The organism is Pseudomonas guariconensis, from assembly GCF_015680235.1.
Classification (GTDB): Bacteria; Pseudomonadota; Gammaproteobacteria; order Pseudomonadales; family Pseudomonadaceae; genus Aquipseudomonas; species Aquipseudomonas guariconensis_A.
The window spans coordinates 1-18,970 of sequence record NZ_JADLJL010000042.1; the positions used below are offsets into that span (position 1 = coordinate 1).

Annotated in this window: 20 protein-coding genes and 1 pseudogene; 11 read left to right on the forward strand and 10 right to left on the reverse strand. The window is 64.6% G+C overall.

All coding sequences use genetic code 11. The annotated features are described in order from the left end of the window. Window positions 1-122: 122 nt before the first annotated feature. The 6 genes from IRZ56_RS20785 to IRZ56_RS20810 form a co-directional block, all read right to left on the reverse strand. The gene (locus IRZ56_RS20785; RefSeq protein WP_196146671.1) at window positions 123-500 is read right to left on the reverse strand and encodes a Rho termination factor N-terminal domain-containing protein; all 378 of its coding nucleotides are present in this window, start codon (window positions 498-500) and stop codon (window positions 123-125) included. 86 nt (window positions 501-586) lie between these two features. Beyond that, complete coding sequence (locus IRZ56_RS20790) at window positions 587-1,015, reverse strand: hypothetical protein (protein ID WP_196146672.1); 429 nt, start codon at window positions 1,013-1,015, stop codon at window positions 587-589. 29 nt (window positions 1,016-1,044) lie between these two features. Then, complete coding sequence (locus IRZ56_RS20795) at window positions 1,045-2,004, reverse strand: lysylphosphatidylglycerol synthase domain-containing protein (RefSeq protein WP_196146673.1); 960 nt, start codon at window positions 2,002-2,004, stop codon at window positions 1,045-1,047. Continuing rightward, entirely contained in the window at window positions 2,004-3,206 is a 1,203-nt protein-coding gene (clsB, locus tag IRZ56_RS20800; protein WP_196146674.1) for a cardiolipin synthase ClsB, read from the reverse strand. The genes IRZ56_RS20795 and clsB overlap by 1 nt, the downstream gene beginning before the upstream one ends. Next, window positions 3,203-3,988, reverse strand: a complete 786-nt coding sequence (locus tag IRZ56_RS20805; protein ID WP_196146675.1) for an endonuclease/exonuclease/phosphatase family protein — start codon at window positions 3,986-3,988, stop codon at window positions 3,203-3,205. The genes clsB and IRZ56_RS20805 overlap by 4 nt, the downstream gene beginning before the upstream one ends. Beyond that, on the reverse strand, window positions 3,985-4,902 hold the full coding sequence (locus IRZ56_RS20810) for a DUF72 domain-containing protein (RefSeq protein ID WP_196146676.1): 918 nt from the start codon (window positions 4,900-4,902) through the stop codon (window positions 3,985-3,987). The genes IRZ56_RS20805 and IRZ56_RS20810 overlap by 4 nt, the downstream gene beginning before the upstream one ends. Window positions 4,903-5,088: 186 nt before the next feature. On the opposite strand from IRZ56_RS20810, the gene IRZ56_RS23255 reads away from it, so the two are divergent. The 4 genes from IRZ56_RS23255 to IRZ56_RS20825 all read left to right on the forward strand — a co-directional run bounded on the left by IRZ56_RS23255 (window position 5,089) and on the right by IRZ56_RS20825 (window position 6,751). Next, entirely contained in the window at window positions 5,089-5,223 is a 135-nt protein-coding gene (locus IRZ56_RS23255) for a hypothetical protein (protein ID WP_268868153.1), read from the forward strand. A 28-nt stretch (window positions 5,224-5,251) separates the two neighbouring features. Next, on the forward strand, window positions 5,252-5,647 hold the full coding sequence (locus tag IRZ56_RS20815) for a low affinity iron permease family protein (RefSeq protein ID WP_196146677.1): 396 nt from the start codon (window positions 5,252-5,254) through the stop codon (window positions 5,645-5,647). Window positions 5,648-5,687: 40 nt separating this feature from the next. Further along, window positions 5,688-6,239, forward strand: a complete 552-nt coding sequence (locus tag IRZ56_RS20820) for an ATP-dependent Clp protease proteolytic subunit (protein WP_196146678.1) — start codon at window positions 5,688-5,690, stop codon at window positions 6,237-6,239. An 89-nt stretch (window positions 6,240-6,328) separates the two neighbouring features. Further along, window positions 6,329-6,751 carry a hypothetical protein gene (locus IRZ56_RS20825; protein ID WP_196146679.1) on the forward strand — a complete coding sequence of 141 codons (423 nt, stop codon included), beginning with the start codon at window positions 6,329-6,331 and terminating at the stop codon, window positions 6,749-6,751. 150 nt (window positions 6,752-6,901) lie between these two features. Here the strand turns inward: IRZ56_RS20825 and IRZ56_RS20830 are convergent, their stop codons facing one another. Continuing rightward, on the reverse strand, window positions 6,902-7,300 hold the full coding sequence (locus IRZ56_RS20830) for an NUDIX hydrolase (RefSeq protein ID WP_196146680.1): 399 nt from the start codon (window positions 7,298-7,300) through the stop codon (window positions 6,902-6,904). A 93-nt stretch (window positions 7,301-7,393) separates the two neighbouring features. Further along, on the reverse strand, window positions 7,394-11,536 hold the full coding sequence (locus IRZ56_RS20835) for a CheR family methyltransferase (RefSeq protein ID WP_196146681.1): 4,143 nt from the start codon (window positions 11,534-11,536) through the stop codon (window positions 7,394-7,396). 385 nt (window positions 11,537-11,921) lie between these two features. Here IRZ56_RS20835 and IRZ56_RS20840 point away from each other — a divergent pair. From IRZ56_RS20840 to IRZ56_RS20855, 4 genes and pseudogenes are all read left to right on the forward strand, one after another. Beyond that, window positions 11,922-12,077: pseudogene (locus tag IRZ56_RS20840) on the forward strand (general stress protein); the annotation flags it as partial. A 138-nt stretch (window positions 12,078-12,215) separates the two neighbouring features. Beyond that, window positions 12,216-13,418: a zinc-dependent alcohol dehydrogenase gene (locus IRZ56_RS20845; RefSeq protein WP_196146682.1), complete on the forward strand. Its 1,203-nt coding sequence runs from the start codon at window positions 12,216-12,218 to the stop codon at window positions 13,416-13,418. 15 nt (window positions 13,419-13,433) lie between these two features. Further along, window positions 13,434-13,973 (forward strand): hypothetical protein, encoded by a 540-nt coding sequence (locus tag IRZ56_RS20850; RefSeq protein WP_196146683.1) that lies wholly within the window; start codon window positions 13,434-13,436, stop codon window positions 13,971-13,973. A gap of 116 nt (window positions 13,974-14,089) precedes the next feature. Further along, complete coding sequence (locus IRZ56_RS20855; protein WP_230390476.1) at window positions 14,090-14,407, forward strand: DUF6555 family protein; 318 nt, start codon at window positions 14,090-14,092, stop codon at window positions 14,405-14,407. A 66-nt stretch (window positions 14,408-14,473) separates the two neighbouring features. Here IRZ56_RS20855 and IRZ56_RS20860 read toward each other — a convergent pair whose 3' ends face one another. Continuing rightward, complete coding sequence (locus tag IRZ56_RS20860; RefSeq protein ID WP_196146701.1) at window positions 14,474-14,653, reverse strand: hypothetical protein; 180 nt, start codon at window positions 14,651-14,653, stop codon at window positions 14,474-14,476. Window positions 14,654-14,804: 151 nt separating this feature from the next. Then, entirely contained in the window at window positions 14,805-14,960 is a 156-nt protein-coding gene (locus IRZ56_RS20865; RefSeq protein WP_196146684.1) for a hypothetical protein, read from the reverse strand. A 173-nt stretch (window positions 14,961-15,133) separates the two neighbouring features. Between IRZ56_RS20865 and IRZ56_RS20870 the strand changes: the two genes are divergently transcribed. The 3 genes from IRZ56_RS20870 to IRZ56_RS20880 all read left to right on the forward strand — a co-directional run bounded on the left by IRZ56_RS20870 (window position 15,134) and on the right by IRZ56_RS20880 (window position 18,949). Then, complete coding sequence (locus IRZ56_RS20870; RefSeq protein WP_196146685.1) at window positions 15,134-15,982, forward strand: helix-turn-helix transcriptional regulator; 849 nt, start codon at window positions 15,134-15,136, stop codon at window positions 15,980-15,982. A 71-nt stretch (window positions 15,983-16,053) separates the two neighbouring features. Next, entirely contained in the window at window positions 16,054-17,544 is a 1,491-nt protein-coding gene (locus tag IRZ56_RS20875; protein WP_196146686.1) for an aldehyde dehydrogenase, read from the forward strand. 22 nt (window positions 17,545-17,566) lie between these two features. Beyond that, window positions 17,567-18,949 (forward strand): aspartate aminotransferase family protein, encoded by a 1,383-nt coding sequence (locus IRZ56_RS20880; protein WP_196146687.1) that lies wholly within the window; start codon window positions 17,567-17,569, stop codon window positions 18,947-18,949. The last annotated feature ends 21 nt before the right edge of the window (window positions 18,950-18,970 follow it).

The window sequence follows — 18,970 nt, forward strand, 5'->3', positions numbered from 1 at the left end:
CCATGGCCCTGCGCCGCTTGCCAGGCATCCATGCCTGGCACCCACCTGCGCAAGGCTTCCACTCGGCCTCCTGACGTCGCGTTTGGCGGCGTCTGGGCTATTGCGCCTGACGAGCAACAGAATCAAGCCGCCTTGCGCAGCGCCTCGATCAGCTCGCCCTTGCGCATGGTCGAACGCCCGGAGATATTGCGCTTGCGCGCCCGGTCCAGCAGTTCGGTCTTGGTCATGTCCTCCAGCTGCTGACCTGGTCGCGGCACGCCGCGGCGGGTGGCGGCGGCGCGCTTGGCAGAGGATTCGCGGGCCTTTTCCTTGGCCTGGGGGCTTTTCTTCTGCCCCGAGCCACCCTTGCGCTCACCACCGCCGGACTGCTTGTTGACGGTGGCCCAGGCGCGGGACTCGGCCTCGTCCTTGGACACGCCCTTGGCCTCGTAGCTTTCCTCGATGTGCTCGGCCTTGCGTTTCTGCTTGTCGGTGTACTTGTCTTTGTCTCCACGTGGCATGGCTCTCTCCTTTGCAGTGAAAAACAGCGCGTCTACTACGGGGGAACCCTAGCCGCACACCGACGTTCCGAAACCGCGACCGGCGGTCAGTGAGTCTGCCAGATGCCGTCCTTGCGTTCGCAGTCGGTGCGGGCCTGGGCCAGGCTCGGGGTGTCGTAGTAGTAGGTGATCACCCGCGCATCCTTGGGCACGGCCGGCTTGGTCGATGGCTCGTCGCGGCCGGCGGCATTAGGGTTGGCCAACGATTCCTGGGTCAGCGGTGCAATGCAGCTGCCAACGCTGCCATCGGCGCAGCGGGCTACCTTGTGCTTCTGGGTGTTGATCATGTCCTTGCTCTCATTGCTGCACGACCAGGCGATGGCCTCGGCGGGCATGTTGCCGTAGCTGTAGCAGGTCCGTCGCTCCACGGGTTTGACCGCGTCGCTGGAGGAGCGGGTGAGGACTTCGCAGGCCTCGGCCAAGGCCTGGGTACTGACCAGGCTGCCGAGCAACAGCAGCAGGATGGGAAAACGCATCGGACACCTCCCGGCCATTACGGCCTTCGTCAGGTCTTGCGCAATGCGGCCTTGCCACGCTGGCGCATGGCCCTGGCACGTTTCTCCAAGACCAGGTAGACCACCAGCGCCAACAGCAAGGGGATCAGATAGTAGAGGGTACGGTAGCCCAGCAGCGCGGCCACCAGGCTGCCCTGGCCGATCTGGCCATGGAGCAGGGCGAGGAACACCGCCTCGAGCACACCGAGCCCGGCGGGAATGTGTGCCACCACGCCGGCCACGCAACTGATCAGCAAAATGCCGAGGATCGAGGGGTAGAACAGCTCGTGGGGCAGCAGCCAATGGATCAGTGCCGCCATCAGCGCCCAATTGCTCGCGCCGAGGGCCACCTGGCACAGCGCCAGGCGCAGCGAGGGCAGGGTGAGTTCATGGCCACGCAGGCTCCAGGTGCGACGCTTGGCGAAGGCGCATGCCAGCAGGTAGCCCACGGCGAGCACCAGCAACAGTACACCGATCAACCGCAGGCCGGTGGCGCCCACTGCCCAGCTTTTGGGCAGCTCGACCAGGCCCAGGGCGAACACCGTGCCGGCCAGCAGCATATAGCCGACCCAGTTGGTCAAAAGACCCAGGGTGAGGATGCGGGTGATGGTCGGCGTATCCAGGCCCAGGCGGCCGTACAACCGGTAGCGCAAGGCAACACCGCCCACCCAGGTGGTGAAATTGAGGTTGAAGGCGTAGCACACGAACGCCACTGGCAATACCTGGCGAGCTGGCAGGTGGTGGCCGGTGTAGGCGCGGCCGAGCAGATCGTAGCTGGCGAAGGTCAGATAGCTGGCGAACGCCAGCACCAAGCCGATGACCAGGGTGCCGGGCCTGTAGGCCAGCAACGACTGGCGCACCTCGTTCCAGTCCAGGTTGCGCGCCAGCAGGTACAGCAAGGTTGGAATCAGCACTAGGAACAACAGGGTCATCAGGCGTTTGCCCCAGGTGCGCCAAGGTGTGTGCTTCATCAGGTCTTGCCCTCGTGATAGGCGCGGGTTTCCTGCTCGCTGGGGCTCAGCGACTGCAGGACCTGGCGGTGGGCAGGGAACCAGCCGGCGATCCTCGGGAAATGGCGAATCACGTGGAAGCACAGGAAGATCAGCGGCGCCCGCCACCAATAGCCACGCACCATGCGTTCCAGGGTGACGGCCTTGCATTGCTCGGTGGCCAGTTGGTTCAGGTGCGCGTACAGCGTCTGGTTGAAATCACGGTCGCGGATCAGCAAATTGGCTTCGAGGTTGAACGACAGGCTCAAAGGGTCGAGGTTGCTCGAACCGACCGTGGCCCACTGGTCGTCCACCAGCGCGACCTTGCCGTGCAATGGGCGCTGGCAGTATTCATGAATGCGCACACCGTCACGCAGCAGGTAGTTGTACAGCAGCCGCGACAATGCCCGGACCCAGCGCATGTCCGGTTGGCCCTGGAGGATCAGCACCACCTCCACGCCTCGGCGGGCGGCGTTGCGCAGTTCGCGCATCAGGCGGTAACCGGGGAAGAAATAGGCGTTGGCCACCACGATACGTTGGCGGGCCAGGCGGAAACCTTCCAGGTAATAGGCTTCGATGTCGTTGCGATGGCGGCTGTTGTCGCGCTCCACCAGCACCGCACAAGCCGAACCGCAGGGCTCGGTCACAGGCCGTACCTGGCTGGGCGGCTCTAGCACCGGGGCCAACAGGCGGCGGCTGGTGGCATGCACCTGGGCCACCACCGGCCCGCATACCTCCACGGCGTAGTCCTGCTTGGCCATGGGGCCGAAGTCGCCCAGGTGGTCGGCGCTGTAGTTGATGCCGCCAATGAACGCGCGCTCGCCGTCGATCACCACGATCTTGCGATGCAGGCGCCGGAACAGGTTGGTACGCATGCCCACCAGGCGTGGCTGTGGGTCGAAGGCGTGGAAGCGAATACCGGCGTCGGTCATGGCGCAGATGAAGGCATCCGGCAGGTCGGCGGTACCGTAGCCGTCGGCGGCCACTTCGACCCTTACGCCTCGCCGGGCGGCATCGATCAACACCTGCTGCAACTGCTGGCCGACCTTGTCGTCGTAAATGATGAACGTCTCGAGCAGGATCTCCTCGCGCGCCTGGGCCATGGCTTCGAACACGCGCGGATAGTACTGCTCGCCATTGATCAGCAACTCGACATGGTTGCCGTCCACCCAGGGCCGGTTCATAGGCTGATCTCCGCGGCCAACGGTGCATGGTCGGACAGGTGCGACCACGGGTACTTGGACAGCACCTGGACCCTGCCGGGCATGGCGTTGCGCAGGTAGATGCGGTCCAGGCGCAGCAAGGGCAGGCGCGCCGGGAAGCTGCGCGCCGGCGTGCCCAGGCGTTCGCCGAAAGCTTCGACCAAGCGCTCGGACAGCACCGCGTCGGCCTTCAGGCGCCAGTCGTTGAAGTCGCCGGCGACGATCACCGGCGCATCGGCCGGCAGGCTGTCGAGCAGCTCCAGCAGCAGGCGGACCTGGGCCTGGCGGTGCGCTTCACGCAAGCCCAGGTGCACGCACACCGCATGCAACTGGTCGTGGCCCGGCACCTCGAGGCGGCAATGCAGCAGACCACGCTGTTCGTTGCCGGCGATCGAGACGTCGAGGTTGTGGTATTCGGCGATAGGGAATTTCGACAGCAGGGCATTGCCATGGTCACCGTGGGGGTAGACCGCGTTGCGGCCATAGGCGAACTGCGGCCACATGGTGTCGGCGAGAAACTCGTATTGCGGCGTCTGTGGCCAGGCTGGATGACGCTGCGCATGCATCTGGTGGCTGCCGTGCACCTCCTGGAGGAACACCAGGTCCGCCCCGGTGGCCCGAACCGCCTCGCGCAGCTCGGGGAGGATGAAGCGCCGGTTGAACAGGGTGAAGCCCTTGTGCACGTTGATCGTCAGCACGTTCAGGCGGTGCACCGCGGTGATCTTGTCGATGATGCATCGGGGAGCTGGCATGGTCTTGTTCACAGTTCGACCTCCGGTTCCACTCCGGGCTCGGTGACCAGCTCGCCCGCGAGGTTGAGTTTCTCCAGCAGGCGGCGGGCATCGTAGGGGGCGTGGACTTTCTGGTCATTGTCGAAGTAGCAGTAGACGTCGCGCGAGGCGCGCTTGTGTGGCGCACGCTGGACGATCAGTTCAGCGTCGTCGGGCTGGCCGCCCTGGCTCCAGGCCAGGATGCGCTCCTTCCAGCGACGCAGGGCCCGGGCGGTATAGCCGCTGCTGTAGAGCTCGACGTCGCCGTGCAGGCGCATGTAGACGAAATCGGCGGTGACATCTTCCACATAGGGCCATTTGCCAGCGCTGTCGGCCACCACCAGAGCGACCTTGTGTTTGCGCAGCAGCTCGACGAATTCGTCGCACAGGAAGCTCTCGTGGCGGATCTCCACGGCGTGGCGCAAGGCTGCATTGCCTTCGATATCGGTGCCGCCGTTGCCCCGCAGGCGTTCGGCACAGTGCTCGGCCAAGGTTCGGGCGGCTGCGCGGTCATGGGGCAGGCGTTCGAGGAAATCGGCAAAGCGCACCGCGTCGAACTTCATGCTGGGCGGGAACTGCCAGAGCACTGGGCCAAGCTTCTTGCCCAGCAGCAATGGGCCGGAGGCGAAGAAGTTGGCCAGGGGCTCCTCGATGTCCTTGAGCCGTCGCACGTGAGTGATGTAGCGCGGCGCCTTGACCGAGAAAACGAAGTCGTCCGGGGTTGCATCGCGCCATTGGCAATAGCGCCCCGGCGTCTGCAGGGCATAGAACGAACCATTGATCTCGATGCTGTTGACCGCCCGGGAGGCGAACGCCAGCTCGTCGTCCTGGCGCAGGCCCTTGGGGTAGAAATCCTTGCGCCAAGGGCCGTAGCGCCAACCGGAAATGCCTATACGGATATCACTCACGTTGTCGTCCTTCGTTCGTGATGGGTTGCAGGTCTGTCCTTGAATTGCGACTCGATGCAGGTGGCGAGGGTTCAGGAAGTTTGACGAGCGGACGGGGCATCGTTTTTGAACTTTGCCGGCGCAGGCGATTCCACCGCATGCCAGGGGAGGATTTAGCCCGCCTGGCATTGGCAGAGGAGCTGAATCATGAATACCGACATCGATTTCGAAGATCTGAACGCGCAACCGCAGGCCAGCGAGAAGCCCGAGGATGACCCCGAGGTGCTGCCCGACGACCCTGACTTGCAAGGCCTGCCTGGCGAGGACAAGCTGCCGGGCTGATGCCGGGTGGCTGTGGAGGACCGCCAGCATGACATTCGACCGTTTCGCCCACTGGCTGGCCAAATGGTCCGGCCGACCACTGACCTTCGCCATTGCCCTGTTGCTGATCGTGACCTGGGCCGTGAGCGGGCCGTTGTTCGACTTCAACGACACCTGGCAGCTGGTGATCAATACTTCGACCACCATCATCACCTTCCTGATGGTGTTCCTGATCCAGAACACCCAGAACCGCGACAACGACGTGTTGCACATCAAGATCGACGAGCTGCTGCGCACCACGCGCAAGGCGCACAAGGCACTGCTGGCCTTGGAGGACATGGACTCGGCCGAGCTGCACGCCTTGCGCAAGCAGTACCAGCGCATGGGCGAAAAGGACCAGAACGGCAACGGCGCGCCACCGGACGCCGTCGAGCAATCCGATTGACGCTTCACTGGAATGATTTCCGCCAACGCTGGAGGCAAGCATGGCCAGACACATCATCCATTTCACCGGCCCGATCAACTCATCCACCTGCGGCAACCTGATCAGTACCAGCGCCCGTGCCCTGCAACAGGGCGCCGAGGTCCTGCAGATCAACATCGCCACCATGGGCGGGGAGTGCAGCTACGGGTTCACCCTGTACAACTTCCTGCGTTCGCTACCGGTGCAGGTTCACACCCACAACCTGGGCACGGTGGAGTCCATGGGCAATATCCTGTTCCTGGCCGGTGAGCACCGCACCGCCTGCGCATTGAGCAAGTTCCTGTTCCACCCGTTTCACTGGACCTTGCACGGCTCGGTGGACCATTCACGCATGGCCGAATATGCGATGAGCCTGGACTACGACCTGCGCCTGTATGCCCAGATCGTCGCCGAGCGCACCGAAGGGGCTACGGAGGTATTGGACGTGCCACGCTATCTGATGGCCTATCCGCGTATCCTGGGTGCCAAGGAAGCGTTGGAGAGCGGGATGATCCATGCCATCGACGAGATGCCCATCGAGGCGGATGCCTGCCAGCATAGTGTGCATGCGTGAGGTAAGAGAGCGCCAAGCTTGCAACTTTTCCTACAGACGGCAGGAGTCAGATTCTTAAGTATTAGGGGACCTTTCAAGGAGATTCCCCTATGTATCGCAAGAGTCTGTCTGTGCTGGTCGCCCTGCTTGCTCCCGCTGTGGCATCAGCTGCATCCTGTGATGTGCCTCTCGACCTGAACCAGCGACAAATGATCAATATCAGCGACCCGCTGTACAGCCCCGCCAATCCACACGCAGGTCGTATGGTGAAGGTCGATTTCGGGCGTGAGCGCTATGAACTGGAGGTGCTAGGCACTGATGTGAAAATTCAAGGCAAGTATGAATATAGAAACATTCAACGGGGGCTCGGCCAGATCGACATGACCGAACAGCACCCGGACGGGAACGCCACCTACAGCATGACCCTGCAATGCCTGACGGACCGTTCGGGCATGTTCATCTATACCCAGCAGGACGGCCCGGTGGAACCTGCCCAGCGCCAGAACAGCGGCCGCTGGACCTTGATGCCCTGATATACAAGCCCGCCCCCACAAAGCCGCCAATCCACCTTATGGATATTGCACGGCTCTGTAGGAGCGGGCTTGCCCCGCGAACAAGGGCGAAGCCCTTGCCATGGCACCGTTATACCGGGCCGGCCCTATCGCGGGACAAGCCCACAGAGGTCAACGCACCGACGCGGCCATGGCCTGGTCGCAGGCAAGCAATGATTGGATCAGCAACTTGATCTCATCCTTGATCGTCGGCACCCGGTCCAAGTGTTCGAAACAACAATCGGCAATCTCGTGGCTGGCGGCCGGCTTGGGTTCGTCGGCAAACAGCGCCTCGAACACGTAATGCACGCGCTGGGGCGACTCGTAGCGCATCAGGAAGGTCAAGTCCTGGGCCTTGAGCCCGGTTTCCTCGAGCAACTCGCGCTCGGCTGCCTGGGCCGGCGTCTCGCCGGGCTCGATCTTGCCACCCGGCAAGGTCCACGGCGCCTTGGGTTTTCTTACCCACAGCCATTTGCGGGTCTTTCTGCCATGGCGACAGATCACGGTGGCGCGGTGCTTGACGGGCTTCATGCAGGCTCCAGGCAAAATCCAGTGGTCCCTACTGGATTGGGCCCGGAAAGGCGCCTGAGGTTGGGGTGGATGTACCAGCGCCCGGATGAGCGGTCAGTAGGGCTGGGAGCCGCTCAACGACTCGATCGCCTCGACCAACTCATCATAGGCCACGGGCTTGTTCAAATGGCGATCGAAGCCTGATTGGCGTGACTTGTACTGGTCGGCACTGGCACCGTAGCCGGTCAGTGCGATGGCGGGAACGGTGCTCAGGTGTGGACGTTCTCGCAGCGCCTTGATCAGGGCATGGCCGTCCATGACGGGCATGCCGATATCCGAAAGGATGATGTCGTACTCGCCGCCGGCCGCGGCCTGCAGGGCGGCGCGTGGGTCGCTGAAAGCATGCACTTGGGCACCTTCCATTTCCAGCAGTTGCTGCATGATCTCCAGCACGTCGAGCGAGTCATCGACCAGCAGCACTCGAATGCCATCGAGCCGGCCCTCGCTCTCCTGGTCGCCGACGTCGCGTTGCGACTGCTGGCTGGGGTCGCACACCGGCAGGCGGACGATGAAGGTACAACCCTTGCCGAGCCCGGGCGAGCTGGCCTGAACTGTACCGCCATGGGCTTGGACCAGCTGGCGCACCAGCGACAGCCCGATCCCAAGCCCCTCACGGCTGTGACTGGCCAGTTGCGGGGCGGCCTGGGTGAACAGGTCGAAGATGTTCTCCAGGCTTTCCTCGCTCAGGCCCACGCCCTGGTCGATCACGTGCAGCAGCGCCTGTTCTCCCTCGCGACCCAGTACCAAACGGATCTGGCTGCCGGTCGGGCTGAATTTCAGGGCATTGTTGAGCAGGTTCCAGATGATCTGCTCCAGGCGGGTGACATCCCCCTCGATGTATAGCGGCTGGTCTGCGGCCGGTAACTCCAGTACCACATCGCACAGGTGTTGCTCGCTGCGCACCACCGTGTGGATATCGCGTAGGATCGCGCACAGGTTCACTGGCTCGGTCTTGAGCTTGAGCTTGCCGGTACGGATGCGCGCCACATCGAGCAGGTCGTCGATGATCCGTGCCTGGCTGGCCACGGCCTCGCAGATGGTGCCGACCGCTTTGCTGGCGGCAGTGGCGTTCTTCACCACTGGCAGGCGCCGGAGGATTTCGGCGTTGAGCTGAATCAGATTCAGCGGGTGTTTGAGCTCATGGGACATGACGGCGAAGAATTCGTCCTTCATGTGGCTGCTGCTCTGGGACTCGGCCAGTTGCTTGGATTGCTCGTCATGCAGGCGCTTGTGCCCGGTCAGGTCGCGGGCGATCTTCACATAGCCGCGCAGGCTGCTGCCCTTGAGCAACGACACCTCGCCACTGCAATAGAACCGGCTGCCGTCCTTGCGCACGTGCCAGCGCTCGTCCTGGCCCCGGCCGTTGAGGCGGGCGTCGCGCAGCTCGCGCGCGGGCACGCCGTCCTTGCGGTCTTCTTCGGTGAAGATCAGGTCGTAGTTGCGCCCGACCACCTCGGCCTTGGCATAGCCAAAGATCAGTGTGGCGCCGGTGTTCCAGTCGGTCACCAAGCCTTGTTCGTCGAGCAGGATGATGGCGAACTCATGGGTGCTCTCGGCCACCAGGCGCATGCGTTCCTCGCCCAGGCGCAGGCGCTCCTCCACGGCACGGCCCTTGCTGATGTCGATGAAGGTCAGCACGGTGCCGTCGATCTTCTGCTCGCTGGCGCGGTACGGCAGCAGGCGGGCCAGGTACCAGCGCTGGTTCTCGCCGCCGACCTCACGCTCGATGGTGGTCTCGCCCTGGGCCACGGCGCGGGCATCGTCGGCCAGCTCCGGGTAGTCCAGCCGGTGGGTGATGTCGAGCAGGGAGCGACCGGTGTCGACCGGCAGCATGTTGAAGATGTCGGTGGCGCGCGGGGTGAACCAGCGGATATGCAGATTGCGGTCGACGAATACCGTGGCAATGGCGGTGGAAGCGATCAGGTTGCTCAGGTAGTCGTTGACCTTGTCGGTTTCCTCCACCTTGTTCTTGAGCTCGTAGTTGACCGTGAGCAGTTCCTCGTTGATCGACTGCAACTCCTCCTTGCTGGTTTCCAGCTCCTCGCTGGCCGAGCGCAGCTCCTCGTTGATGGCCTGCATTTCCTCGTTGGAGGCGGTCAGCTCTTCGCTGGAGATTTCCGATTGCTCGATGGTTTCCTGAAGTTGCAGACGGGTGCGTTGCAGTTCGCGCTCGAGGTTGGCCAGCACCATGCTGTCGGTCTGGCGAATGCCAGTGGTCGGCACCAGGGAAGGGTCGGGCACGCGCTCCTCGAACACCACCAGCAGGCATTCGCTGCTGCTGGGTTCGTCCTTGTGCGGCTGGACCACGATCTCGACCTGCACCTTGTGCTCGCCTTCGCCCAGGTCCACCGGGCGCGAGGTGACCGCCTGGGAGCCCTGGCGCGCCTGGAACAATGTGCTGCGCAGCGACAGGCGCAGGGCCGGCAGCACCAGGTTGATCAGGTTGCGGCTCGGCTCGCCGCCCATCAGGTGCAGGAAGCGCCCCACGCCCTCGCTCATGTGCAGGATGTTGCCGTCGCCATCGACGATCAGGCTCGGTGGGGTGCGCCGGGCCAGGGCGCGGTGGTGCACCTCGGCGTAGGAGGGCTTGCGGCCAGGGCTGGCCTTGGTGCGGTTGTCGGGCTGGGTGGCGAGCAGGTCGGTGCCCAGCAGCTGGCGCCCCGGCATGCGGTTGCCGGGGCTTGCCGGGCGGGCACGGAAAATACGGTTGCGCTTGTCGACCGGGGCGAACAGTTCGTTGGCAAGGTCTGCCGATTCGGAGGCTCCCAGGAACAGGTGGCCGCCCGGGCGCAGGGCGAAATGGAACATCTGCAGGATGTCCTGTTGCACCTCACGGTCCAGATAGATCAGCAGGTTGCGGCAGACGATCAGATCGATCTGGGAAAACGGCGGGTCGGACAGCAGGTTGTGTCGGGCGAACAGCACTTTCTCGCGGATTTCCTTGCGTACACGGTAGTGCTGGTCTTCCTTGATGAAGAACTGGCGCAGGCGCGCCGGTGGCACATCGGTGACGATGGCCTCCGAATAGCTGCCGGTGCGGGCGGTGGCGATGGCGCGCTCGTCCAGGTCGGTGGCGAACACCTGCACCTTGGCCTCGCGCCGCTCCACGGCCAGTTGCTCGCACACCAGCATGGCCAGGCTGTAGGCCTCCTCGCCGGTGGAGCAGCCCGCCGACCAGATACGGATCTCGCCCGGCCCTTCGCCGCTTTCGCCGTCGCTGACCAGCTCCGGCAGCACATGGCGTTCAAGGGCCTCGAACGCCTCCCGGTCGCGGAAGAAGTTGGTCACGCCGATGAGCATGTCGGCCAGCAGTGCGGCGGACTCCTCACGGTGCTGCTCCAGGTAGCGGTAGTAAGCGCCGAGGTCCGCCTGGCCCGTGACATGCAGGCGCCGTTCGATGCGGCGCAGCACGGTGGCGCGCTTGTAGTGCTGGAAATCATGGCCGGTGTTGGTACGCAGCAGCAGCAGGATCTCCTCGAGCAAGGGTTCGGCCTGGCGCGGGTCGCCACTGCGGGTGCCGAGCGCTGGCGGCAGGCTGTCGTCCTCGATCTGCGGCAGCTTGACCTGACGGGCGTTGTGCCAGAGCTCCATCAGCTTTTGCGGCATTTCCGCGACGGGCAGCACCACGTCGACCATGCCGGTATCCAAGGCTGCCCGCGGCATGCTGTCGTACAGCGCATCGTCCGGCGACTGCACCAGGGTCACGCCGCCTTGCTCCTTGATCCGCGAAAGGCCCACGGCGCCGTCGGCACCGGTGCCTGAGAGCACCACACAGAAGGCATGGTCCTTGTGCACATCGGCCAGGTCGCGGAAGAACAGGTCGATGGCCACATGATCGCCCCGGCGCCGGTTGGCCGGGCTGACCCGCAGATAGCCATCGTTGGTGGACAGGCGGTTGGCCGGGGAAATCACATACACGCGGTTGCGTTCGATCGGCACCGGTTCGCTGACCTGCATCACCGGCATGGCCGTGGCTTCCTGGATGATCCGGTCGGCCACGCTCTGGTGGTCAGGCGAAAGGTGCAGGACTACCACGAAGGCCATGTCGCAATCGGCTGGCATCTGCCGGAAGAAGGTGCAGATGGCTTCCATCCCTCCAGCCGATGCGCCAATGCCCACCACCGGGAATGCCAAGTGGCTTGGGCTCAGGGCCGGGTTTTGGGGAGAGGCGAGGGTGGGCTTGGTAGACGACTTCATCGGCGCAGCCTTCTGCAGACCTGAACAAGGTGGCCCATCGAAGCTTCGCCGGGCATCTGTGAGGCCGATTATAGGCTGGCGATGCACCTGGCGGCGAGCGATGACGGGGCTGGTCGAGCTAAGACAACACCGCCTCCCGACAGTGCAAAAAACTTGCGCGGGCGGAAGTGGCACGCCAGCCGCTGGGGCGCAATCTTTTGCTCGCCGGAGTGTTTCGCGCCACTCGTCAGGGGTGGTCCAGATCGATTGAGCACTTGCCGCTGCAACCTGTTCGGAACTACTGCACGGTGCGATTACGTGCAAAGCCAATCCACTAGCAAGGAGAAACGACATGGCTCGTGACCAAGAGCAATCCGGACAACGTGGCGGCACCAAGGAAACCAACCCAGGCAATTTCGCCAACGACCGCGAGAAAGCCTCCCGCGCCGGCCATAAAGGCGGCCAGAACTCAGGGGGCAACTTCGCCAACGACCGTGAACGCGCTTCCGAGGCAGGCCGCAAGGGCGGCCAGCACAGCCACGGCGGCGGTCGTAACCAGTGAGTGCGTGCATTCGCTGAAGCCCGGCACTGACGCTGCCGGGCGCGCGCCCCCCCCCCCGGGGGCCGCCCCCCCCCCCCTGGCCGGTGGCCCGCGGCCGCCGGCCTGGGGTCGTTCCTGTTTCGCCACGGAGATCGAAGCATGCGCGCATTGACCTATCACGGCGCCGGGGATGTACGGGTCGACACCGTGCCGGACCCGGTCATCGAAGCCCCCGACGACATCCTGCTGCAGGTAACTGCCACGGCCATTTGCGGGTCCGACCTGCACCTGTATCACGGCAAGATTCCCGCCGTGGAGACGGGCGATATCCTCGGCCATGAGTTCATGGGCATCGTCGAGGAGGTCGGCAGCGAGGTGACGGCCGTACGCCCAGGCGACCGAGTGGTGATTCCGTTCGTGATCGCCTGCGGCAGCTGCTTCTTTTGCCAGCACGACCTGTTCGCCGCTTGCGAGACCACCAACACCGGCCGCGGGGCGATCCTCAACAAGAAGGGCATCCCAGCGGGCGCGGCCCTGTTCGGCTACAGCCACCTGTACGGCGGCGTGGCGGGCGGGCAGGCCGACTACGTACGGGTGCCCAAGGCCAATGTGGGCCCGTTCAAGGTGCCTGGGCAGCTGGCGGACGACAAGCTGCTGTTCCTGTCCGATATTCTTCCGACCGCCTGGCAAGCGGTGCTCAACGCCGAAGTGGGGCAGGGCGCCTCGCTGGCGATCTTCGGCGCCGGGCCGGTCGGCCTGCTCTCGGCGGCCTGTGCCAGGATGCTGGGGGTGGAGCAGATCTTCATGGTCGATGATTGCGGCTACCGCCTGGACTATGCCCGCGATGCCTATGGGGTGATCCCCATCGACTTCGCCCATGACGACGACCCGGCCGACACCATCATCCGCCAGACCGCCGGCATGCGCGGCGTCGACGCGGTGATCGACGCGGTGGGCTTCGAGGCCAAGGGCAGCACCACCGAAACCGTGCTCACCGCGCTCAAACTCGAAGGCAGCAGCGGCAAGGCTCTGCGCCAGAGCATGGCGGCCGTCCGGCGTGGTGGGGTGGTGAGCGTGCCTGGGGTGTATGCCGGTTTCATCCATGGTTTTCTGTTCGGCGATGCCTTCGACAAGGGCCTGACCTTCCGCATGGGCCAGACCCATGTGCAGCGCTACCTGCCCGAGCTGCTCGAGCATATCGAGGCCGGCCGGCTCAACCCCCAGGACATCGTCACCCATCGCCTGGCGCTGGAGGAGGCGGTGCGCGGCTACGAACTGTTCGACGAACAGCAGGAGCGCTGCCGCAAGGTGATCCTGGTGCCCGGTGCGGCACCTGACCCCTTGCCCAATGGCCCCTACTGAGGCCTCGGAGATGCCATGACCCGACGTATTTTGACCTCGGTCAACAGCGACGACCTGCACCCGCCGGAGCAGGGCCAGATGTTCGCAACCCCCAGGGAACGGCTGGAGTTCTATCGCCGGGAGATCCAGTACGAAACCAGCATCCTGGCCAACCGCACCGATGCCTACCTGTCGGCGCAGTCGTTCCTGGTGATCGCCTTCGCCTCGTGCATGGCCAACCTCAACCCGAAGTGGGGCGCGCCGTTCACCCTGGTGGTGCCAGCGTTCCTGGCCTTGCTCGGGGTGCTCAGTTCGCTCAATGCCTGGCCGGGGATCCGTGCGGCCTACGGCATCATCGACCATTGGTACTTCAAGCAGAGCCAATTGCTGAGCAGCGAGCCGAGCATGGGCATGGCCTACGACGACTGGCCGTTGTTCTGCGAAACCGAGTCGAGCCGGCACGGCCACCGCAAGTCACTGATGTTCTCGATACGAACGCCCTGGTTGTTCCTGGTTTTCTGGGTGTTGCTGGGCGGCTATTGCCTGTTCATCCAGCTGGATCCGGCGGGTGCCTAGAGACGTGGCCAAACGGCATCAAGCCATTCATGCAAACTGTTCGACAATCTTTTGAATCTTCACGGAAAACCCTGATCAATCAGGGAGTCATCCATGGAGAAAAGGAGGGCCCCAAGATGCCAACCCCACAGCTGTACATCATTGACTACCGGCTGCACGGCCAGCCGCGCAGTTTCATCATTCGCCTGGAACGCATGGACAATGCCGAAGCTTGGCATTGGGCCAGCTGTGATGCTGGGGTCGGGATCATTCCAAAGTTCGGACGGGAGAAGATCCGGAAGGTGAGCCGGCCGATGGCGGAGCGCTACGGCGTGACCGACGTCAGCTGGCGGCTTTCCGGCAGTGGGCCGGCCTTCGTGCCGACTGCCGGCGAGGGCGTGGCGCAGGCTGCGGTGCCGGGCGATGCGCCGGGTAGCGAAGCGGTAACGGCCTGAGCCCACGCGCTGCGGGGCAAGCGGGTTCCTCTGCAAGGTAGAGGGGCGCGCTTGCCCCGTAGCCGTTCAGGCGCCGGATTCCGGGTCGCTGGCCGGTACGCCCGGGCGATTGCCGTCATCCTCGATGCTGGGGTCGGTGTCCGGGTCGTCGGCCCGGTCGTTGCGTTGGTCTGGCTGCGCGTTCGGGTCGAGCTCCGGCCAATCGTCCTGGACATTGCCGCCGCCCATCTGCAGGAAGTCGTGCATGGTGGCCTCCACGGGTTCGAAAAAAAGGCCCGCCGGCGGCGGGCCGAACACAGGAGTGAGAACACGGCCATCGGCCAGCTCTCATGAATTCAGATCGAGGGCCGATCACGGGAAATCCATCGGCAGGATGGCGCATGCGACCAACGGTCGCTCAGCCGTCCGACTGCTCCTCTGGCGGCACCTGGCCTTCGGGCCAGTCGGGCGCCTGCTTTTCGGGTTGGGGTACCTGCTCCCCAGGGTTATGGGGGATGTCGTCCACGTAGGGGTCGGGATGCTCGGGGTTCACGGGCTGCTTGGGGTCGGCCATGGCCAGTCTCCTCCAGGGTGGGCTTGCCTGGCATTAGGCTGGCGAAGGTGATCGGTCGTTCATTCCCGTTCGACTCATGGCCTCACCCCGAAGGGTGATGGTCGCCCTGGCGATCGCATGAAACAATCCTGCCCAGCGACACCACAAGAACAACCCTGACGGGGATCCACGACATGAGCAAAGACCGGCTGAAATCGCCCGACTGGTACGCGCAGATGGCCCGTGTCATCGAGGCCATCGGCACGCCCAGCTTCGTCGAGGCGCTGTTCGCCGCGCTCAACTGCCTGGCCCAGAGCCAGGCCATCACGGTGTTCCTGTACCCACGCAAGGGCCTGCCCTCGGCGCTGTTCGAAAACGACGAAGAGGGGCCGTGGCTACCCGAGGGCAACGTACAGAAGTACCTCGAAGGCTACTACCTGCTGTGCCCGTTCTACCGTGCCTGCATGGATGGCATCGCCCCTGGCTGCTACCGACTGAGCGATGTCGCTCCCGACCACTTCAAGCGCAGCGAGTACTACCTGTCGTTCTACCAGCATGCGCACCTGGAGGACGAACTGAACTACATCGTCCCGCTCGATACCCAACTGACCATCGCCGTGGCGCTGGGCAATACCCGTAGGCTCGGTGCCGCGCAGGTTGCCGACCTCAAGCGCGTCGCCCCCTGGGTGGTGGCGGTGGTCCGCCGGCACTGGGGGCAGCTGGATGCCGACTCTCTCGGCGGGCGCTTCGAAAGTGCCCTGGGGCGGCAGATCAACGCGGCGTTGAACAACTTCGGCTCGTCGCTGTTGACCGAGCGCGAGTGCCGTGTCGCCCAGTACCTGCTGCGTGGCCACTCGACCCGCTCCCTGGCCGAACGCCTGGGCATCAGCGAAGACACGGTCAAGACCCACCGCAAGAACCTCTACACCAAGCTGGACATCGCCAAGCAGTCCGAGCTGTTCTCCTTGTTCATCGATTCCCTGGCCCAGGCCCAGGAAGGGCTGAGCAAGGACCCGCTGGAAAGCTACCTGCGAAGGCGCTGACCCAGCCACCTGCGTCATCCCATTGCCAACCATAACCATCGGCCGCCACGGCGGCCGTGAGGGAGTCCTGCGTGCATACATTGAGCGATTGGCAGCAGCGCGCTGCACAGCAACGCTTCATCGATACCGCCCTGATCGACGGTCGCCCGGTCGCGGCCTGCTCGGGGGCGACCTTCGCAGCCATCAACCCGGCGACCAACCGGTTGCTGGCCCAGGTCGCGGCGTGCGGCGAGGCGGAGGTCAACCAGGCCGTGCGCTCAGCGCGCCGGGCTTTCGAGCAGGGCCCTTGGGCACGCATGGCGCCTGCGGCACGCAAGCGCGTACTGCTACGCCTGGCCGAATTGATGCTGGCCCACCGCGAAGAGCTGGCTCTGCTCGACTCGCTGAACATGGGCAAGCCGGTGATGGATGCTTACACCCTCGATGTGCCCGGTGCCGCGCAGGTGTTCGCCTGGTACGGCGAAGCCCTGGACAAGCTCTACGACCAGGTCGCACCCACGGCCGGCAATGTCCTGGCCACCGTCACCCGCGAGGCGCTGGGCGTGGTCGGCGCGGTGGTACCGTGGAATTTCCCCCTGGACATGGCCGCCTGGAAGGTCGCTCCGGCCCTGGCCGCCGGCAACAGCGTGGTGCTCAAACCCGCCGAGCAGTCGCCGTTCTCGGCCCTGCGCCTGGCCGAACTGGCCTTGGAGGCCGGGCTACCAGAGGGTGTGCTGAATGTCGTGCCAGGCCTAGGCGAGCACGCTGGCCGGGCCCTGGGCCTGCACCCGGATGTGGACTGCCTGGTGTTCACCGGCTCTACCCAGGTGGGCAAGTACTTCATGCAGTACGCGGCGCAGTCCAACCTCAAGCAGGTGTGGCTGGAGTGCGGTGGCAAAAGCCCGAACCTGGTGTTCGACGACTGCCAGGACCTGGACCTGGCCGCCGAGAAGGCCGCGTTCGGCATCTTTTTCAACCAGGGCGAGGTGTGCTCGGCCAATTCGCGCCTCTACGTGCAACGTTCGATCCACGACGAGTTCGTCGAGCGCTTGCTGCTCAAGGCCCGCGACTGGCTCCCCGGCGACCCGCTGGACCCGGCCAGCCGCGCCGGTGCCATCGTCGATGCCAGCCAGAGCGCGCGCATCAGTGCCGCCATCGACCAGGCCCGGGCCGACGGGGCGCGCCTGCTGTGCGGTGGCCAGCGCCTGAGCATCAACGGCTCGGACAATTTCATTGCCCCCACCGTGTTCACCGACGTGCGCGCTGACATGGCCCTGGCCCGAGAGGAAATCTTCGGCCCGGTGCTGGCGGTGAGTGTGTTCGATGACGAAGAACAAGCCCTGCGCCTGGCCAACGACAGCGTCTACGGGCTGGCTGCCTCGGTGTGGAGTGATGACCTCAACCGCGCCCACCGTGTGGCCCGGCGCCTGAAAGCCGGCACCGTGTCAGTCAACACCGTCGATGCCCTGGACGTGACGGTGCCCTTCGGCGGTGGTCGCCAGTCCGGCTTTGGCCGCGACCTTTCGCTGCATTCGTTCGACAAGTACACCCAACTGAAGACCACCTGGTTCCAGCTGCGCTGATCCCCATCTACGGAGAACAACAATGAACGCACCGTTCCAGCCCCAACGTGAAACCCGCGACTACCAGAACGCCGATGCCGCGCACCACATCCATGCTTTCCTCGACCAGAAGGCGCTCAACGCCGAAGGCCCGCGGGTCATCGTACGCGGCGAGGGCCTGCACCTGTGGGACAACGACGGCAAACGTTACCTCGACGGCATGTCGGGCTTGTGGTGCACCCAGCTGGGCTATGGCCGCAAGGACCTGACCGCCGCCGCCGCCACGCAGATGGACCAGTTGGCGTACTACAACATGTTCTTCCACACCACCCACCCCGCCGTGATCGAGCTGTCCGAGCTGTTGTTCAGCCTGCTGCCCGGGCACTACAGCCACGCGATCTACACCAACTCAGGCTCCGAAGCCAACGAGGTGCTGATCCGTACCGTACGCCGCTACTGGCAGGTGATGGGCAAACCGGGCAAGAAGATCATGATCGGCCGCTGGAATGGCTACCACGGCTCGACCCTGGCGGCCACGGCCCTGGGCGGCATGAAGTTCATGCACGAGATGGGCGGCTTGATCCCGGATGTCGCGCACATCGACGAACCCTACTGGTACGCCGCAGGCGGCGACCTGACGCCTGAGGCGTTCGGCCGGCGCTGTGCCCTGCAGCTGGAGGAGAAGATTCTTGAGCTGGGGGCCGAGAATGTCGCAGGTTTCATCGCCGAGCCGTTCCAGGGGGCGGGCGGCATGATCTTCCCGCCGCAGAGCTACTGGCCGGAAATCCAGCGCATCTGCCGTCAGTACGACGTGCTGCTGTGCGCCGACGAAGTGATCGGCGGGTTCGGCCGTACCGGTGAATGGTTCGCCCACCAGCACTTCGGCTTCGAGCCAGACACTTTGTCCATCGCCAAGGGTCTGACCTCCGGCTATGTGCCCATGGGCGGCCTGGTGCTTTCCAAGCGCATCGCCGAGGCGTTGGTGGAGCGGGGCGGGGTGTTCGCCCACGGCCTGACCTATTCCGGCCACCCGGTGGCGGCGGCGGTGGCCATCGCCAACCTCAAGGCCCTGCGCGACGAAGGCGTCGTGCGCCAGGTCAAGGACGACACGGGCCCCTACCTGCAGCGGTGCCTACGCGAGGTGTTCGGCGAGCACCCGCTGATCGGCGAGATCCAGGGGGCCGGCCTGGTGGCGGCGCTGCAATTCGCCGAGGACAAGGCCACCCGCAAGCGCTACGCCAACGAGAACGACCTGGCCTGGCAGTGCCGGACCTATGGGTTCGAGGAGGGGGTGATCATTCGCTCGACCTTGGGCCGGATGATCATGGCGCCGGCGTTGGTGGCCAGCCGAGGGAATATCGATGAGCTGGTGGAGAAGACCAGGATTGCCGTGGATCGTACGGCGAGGGAGGTGGGGTTGCTGTAAGGCATTGGGGCCGCAAAGCGG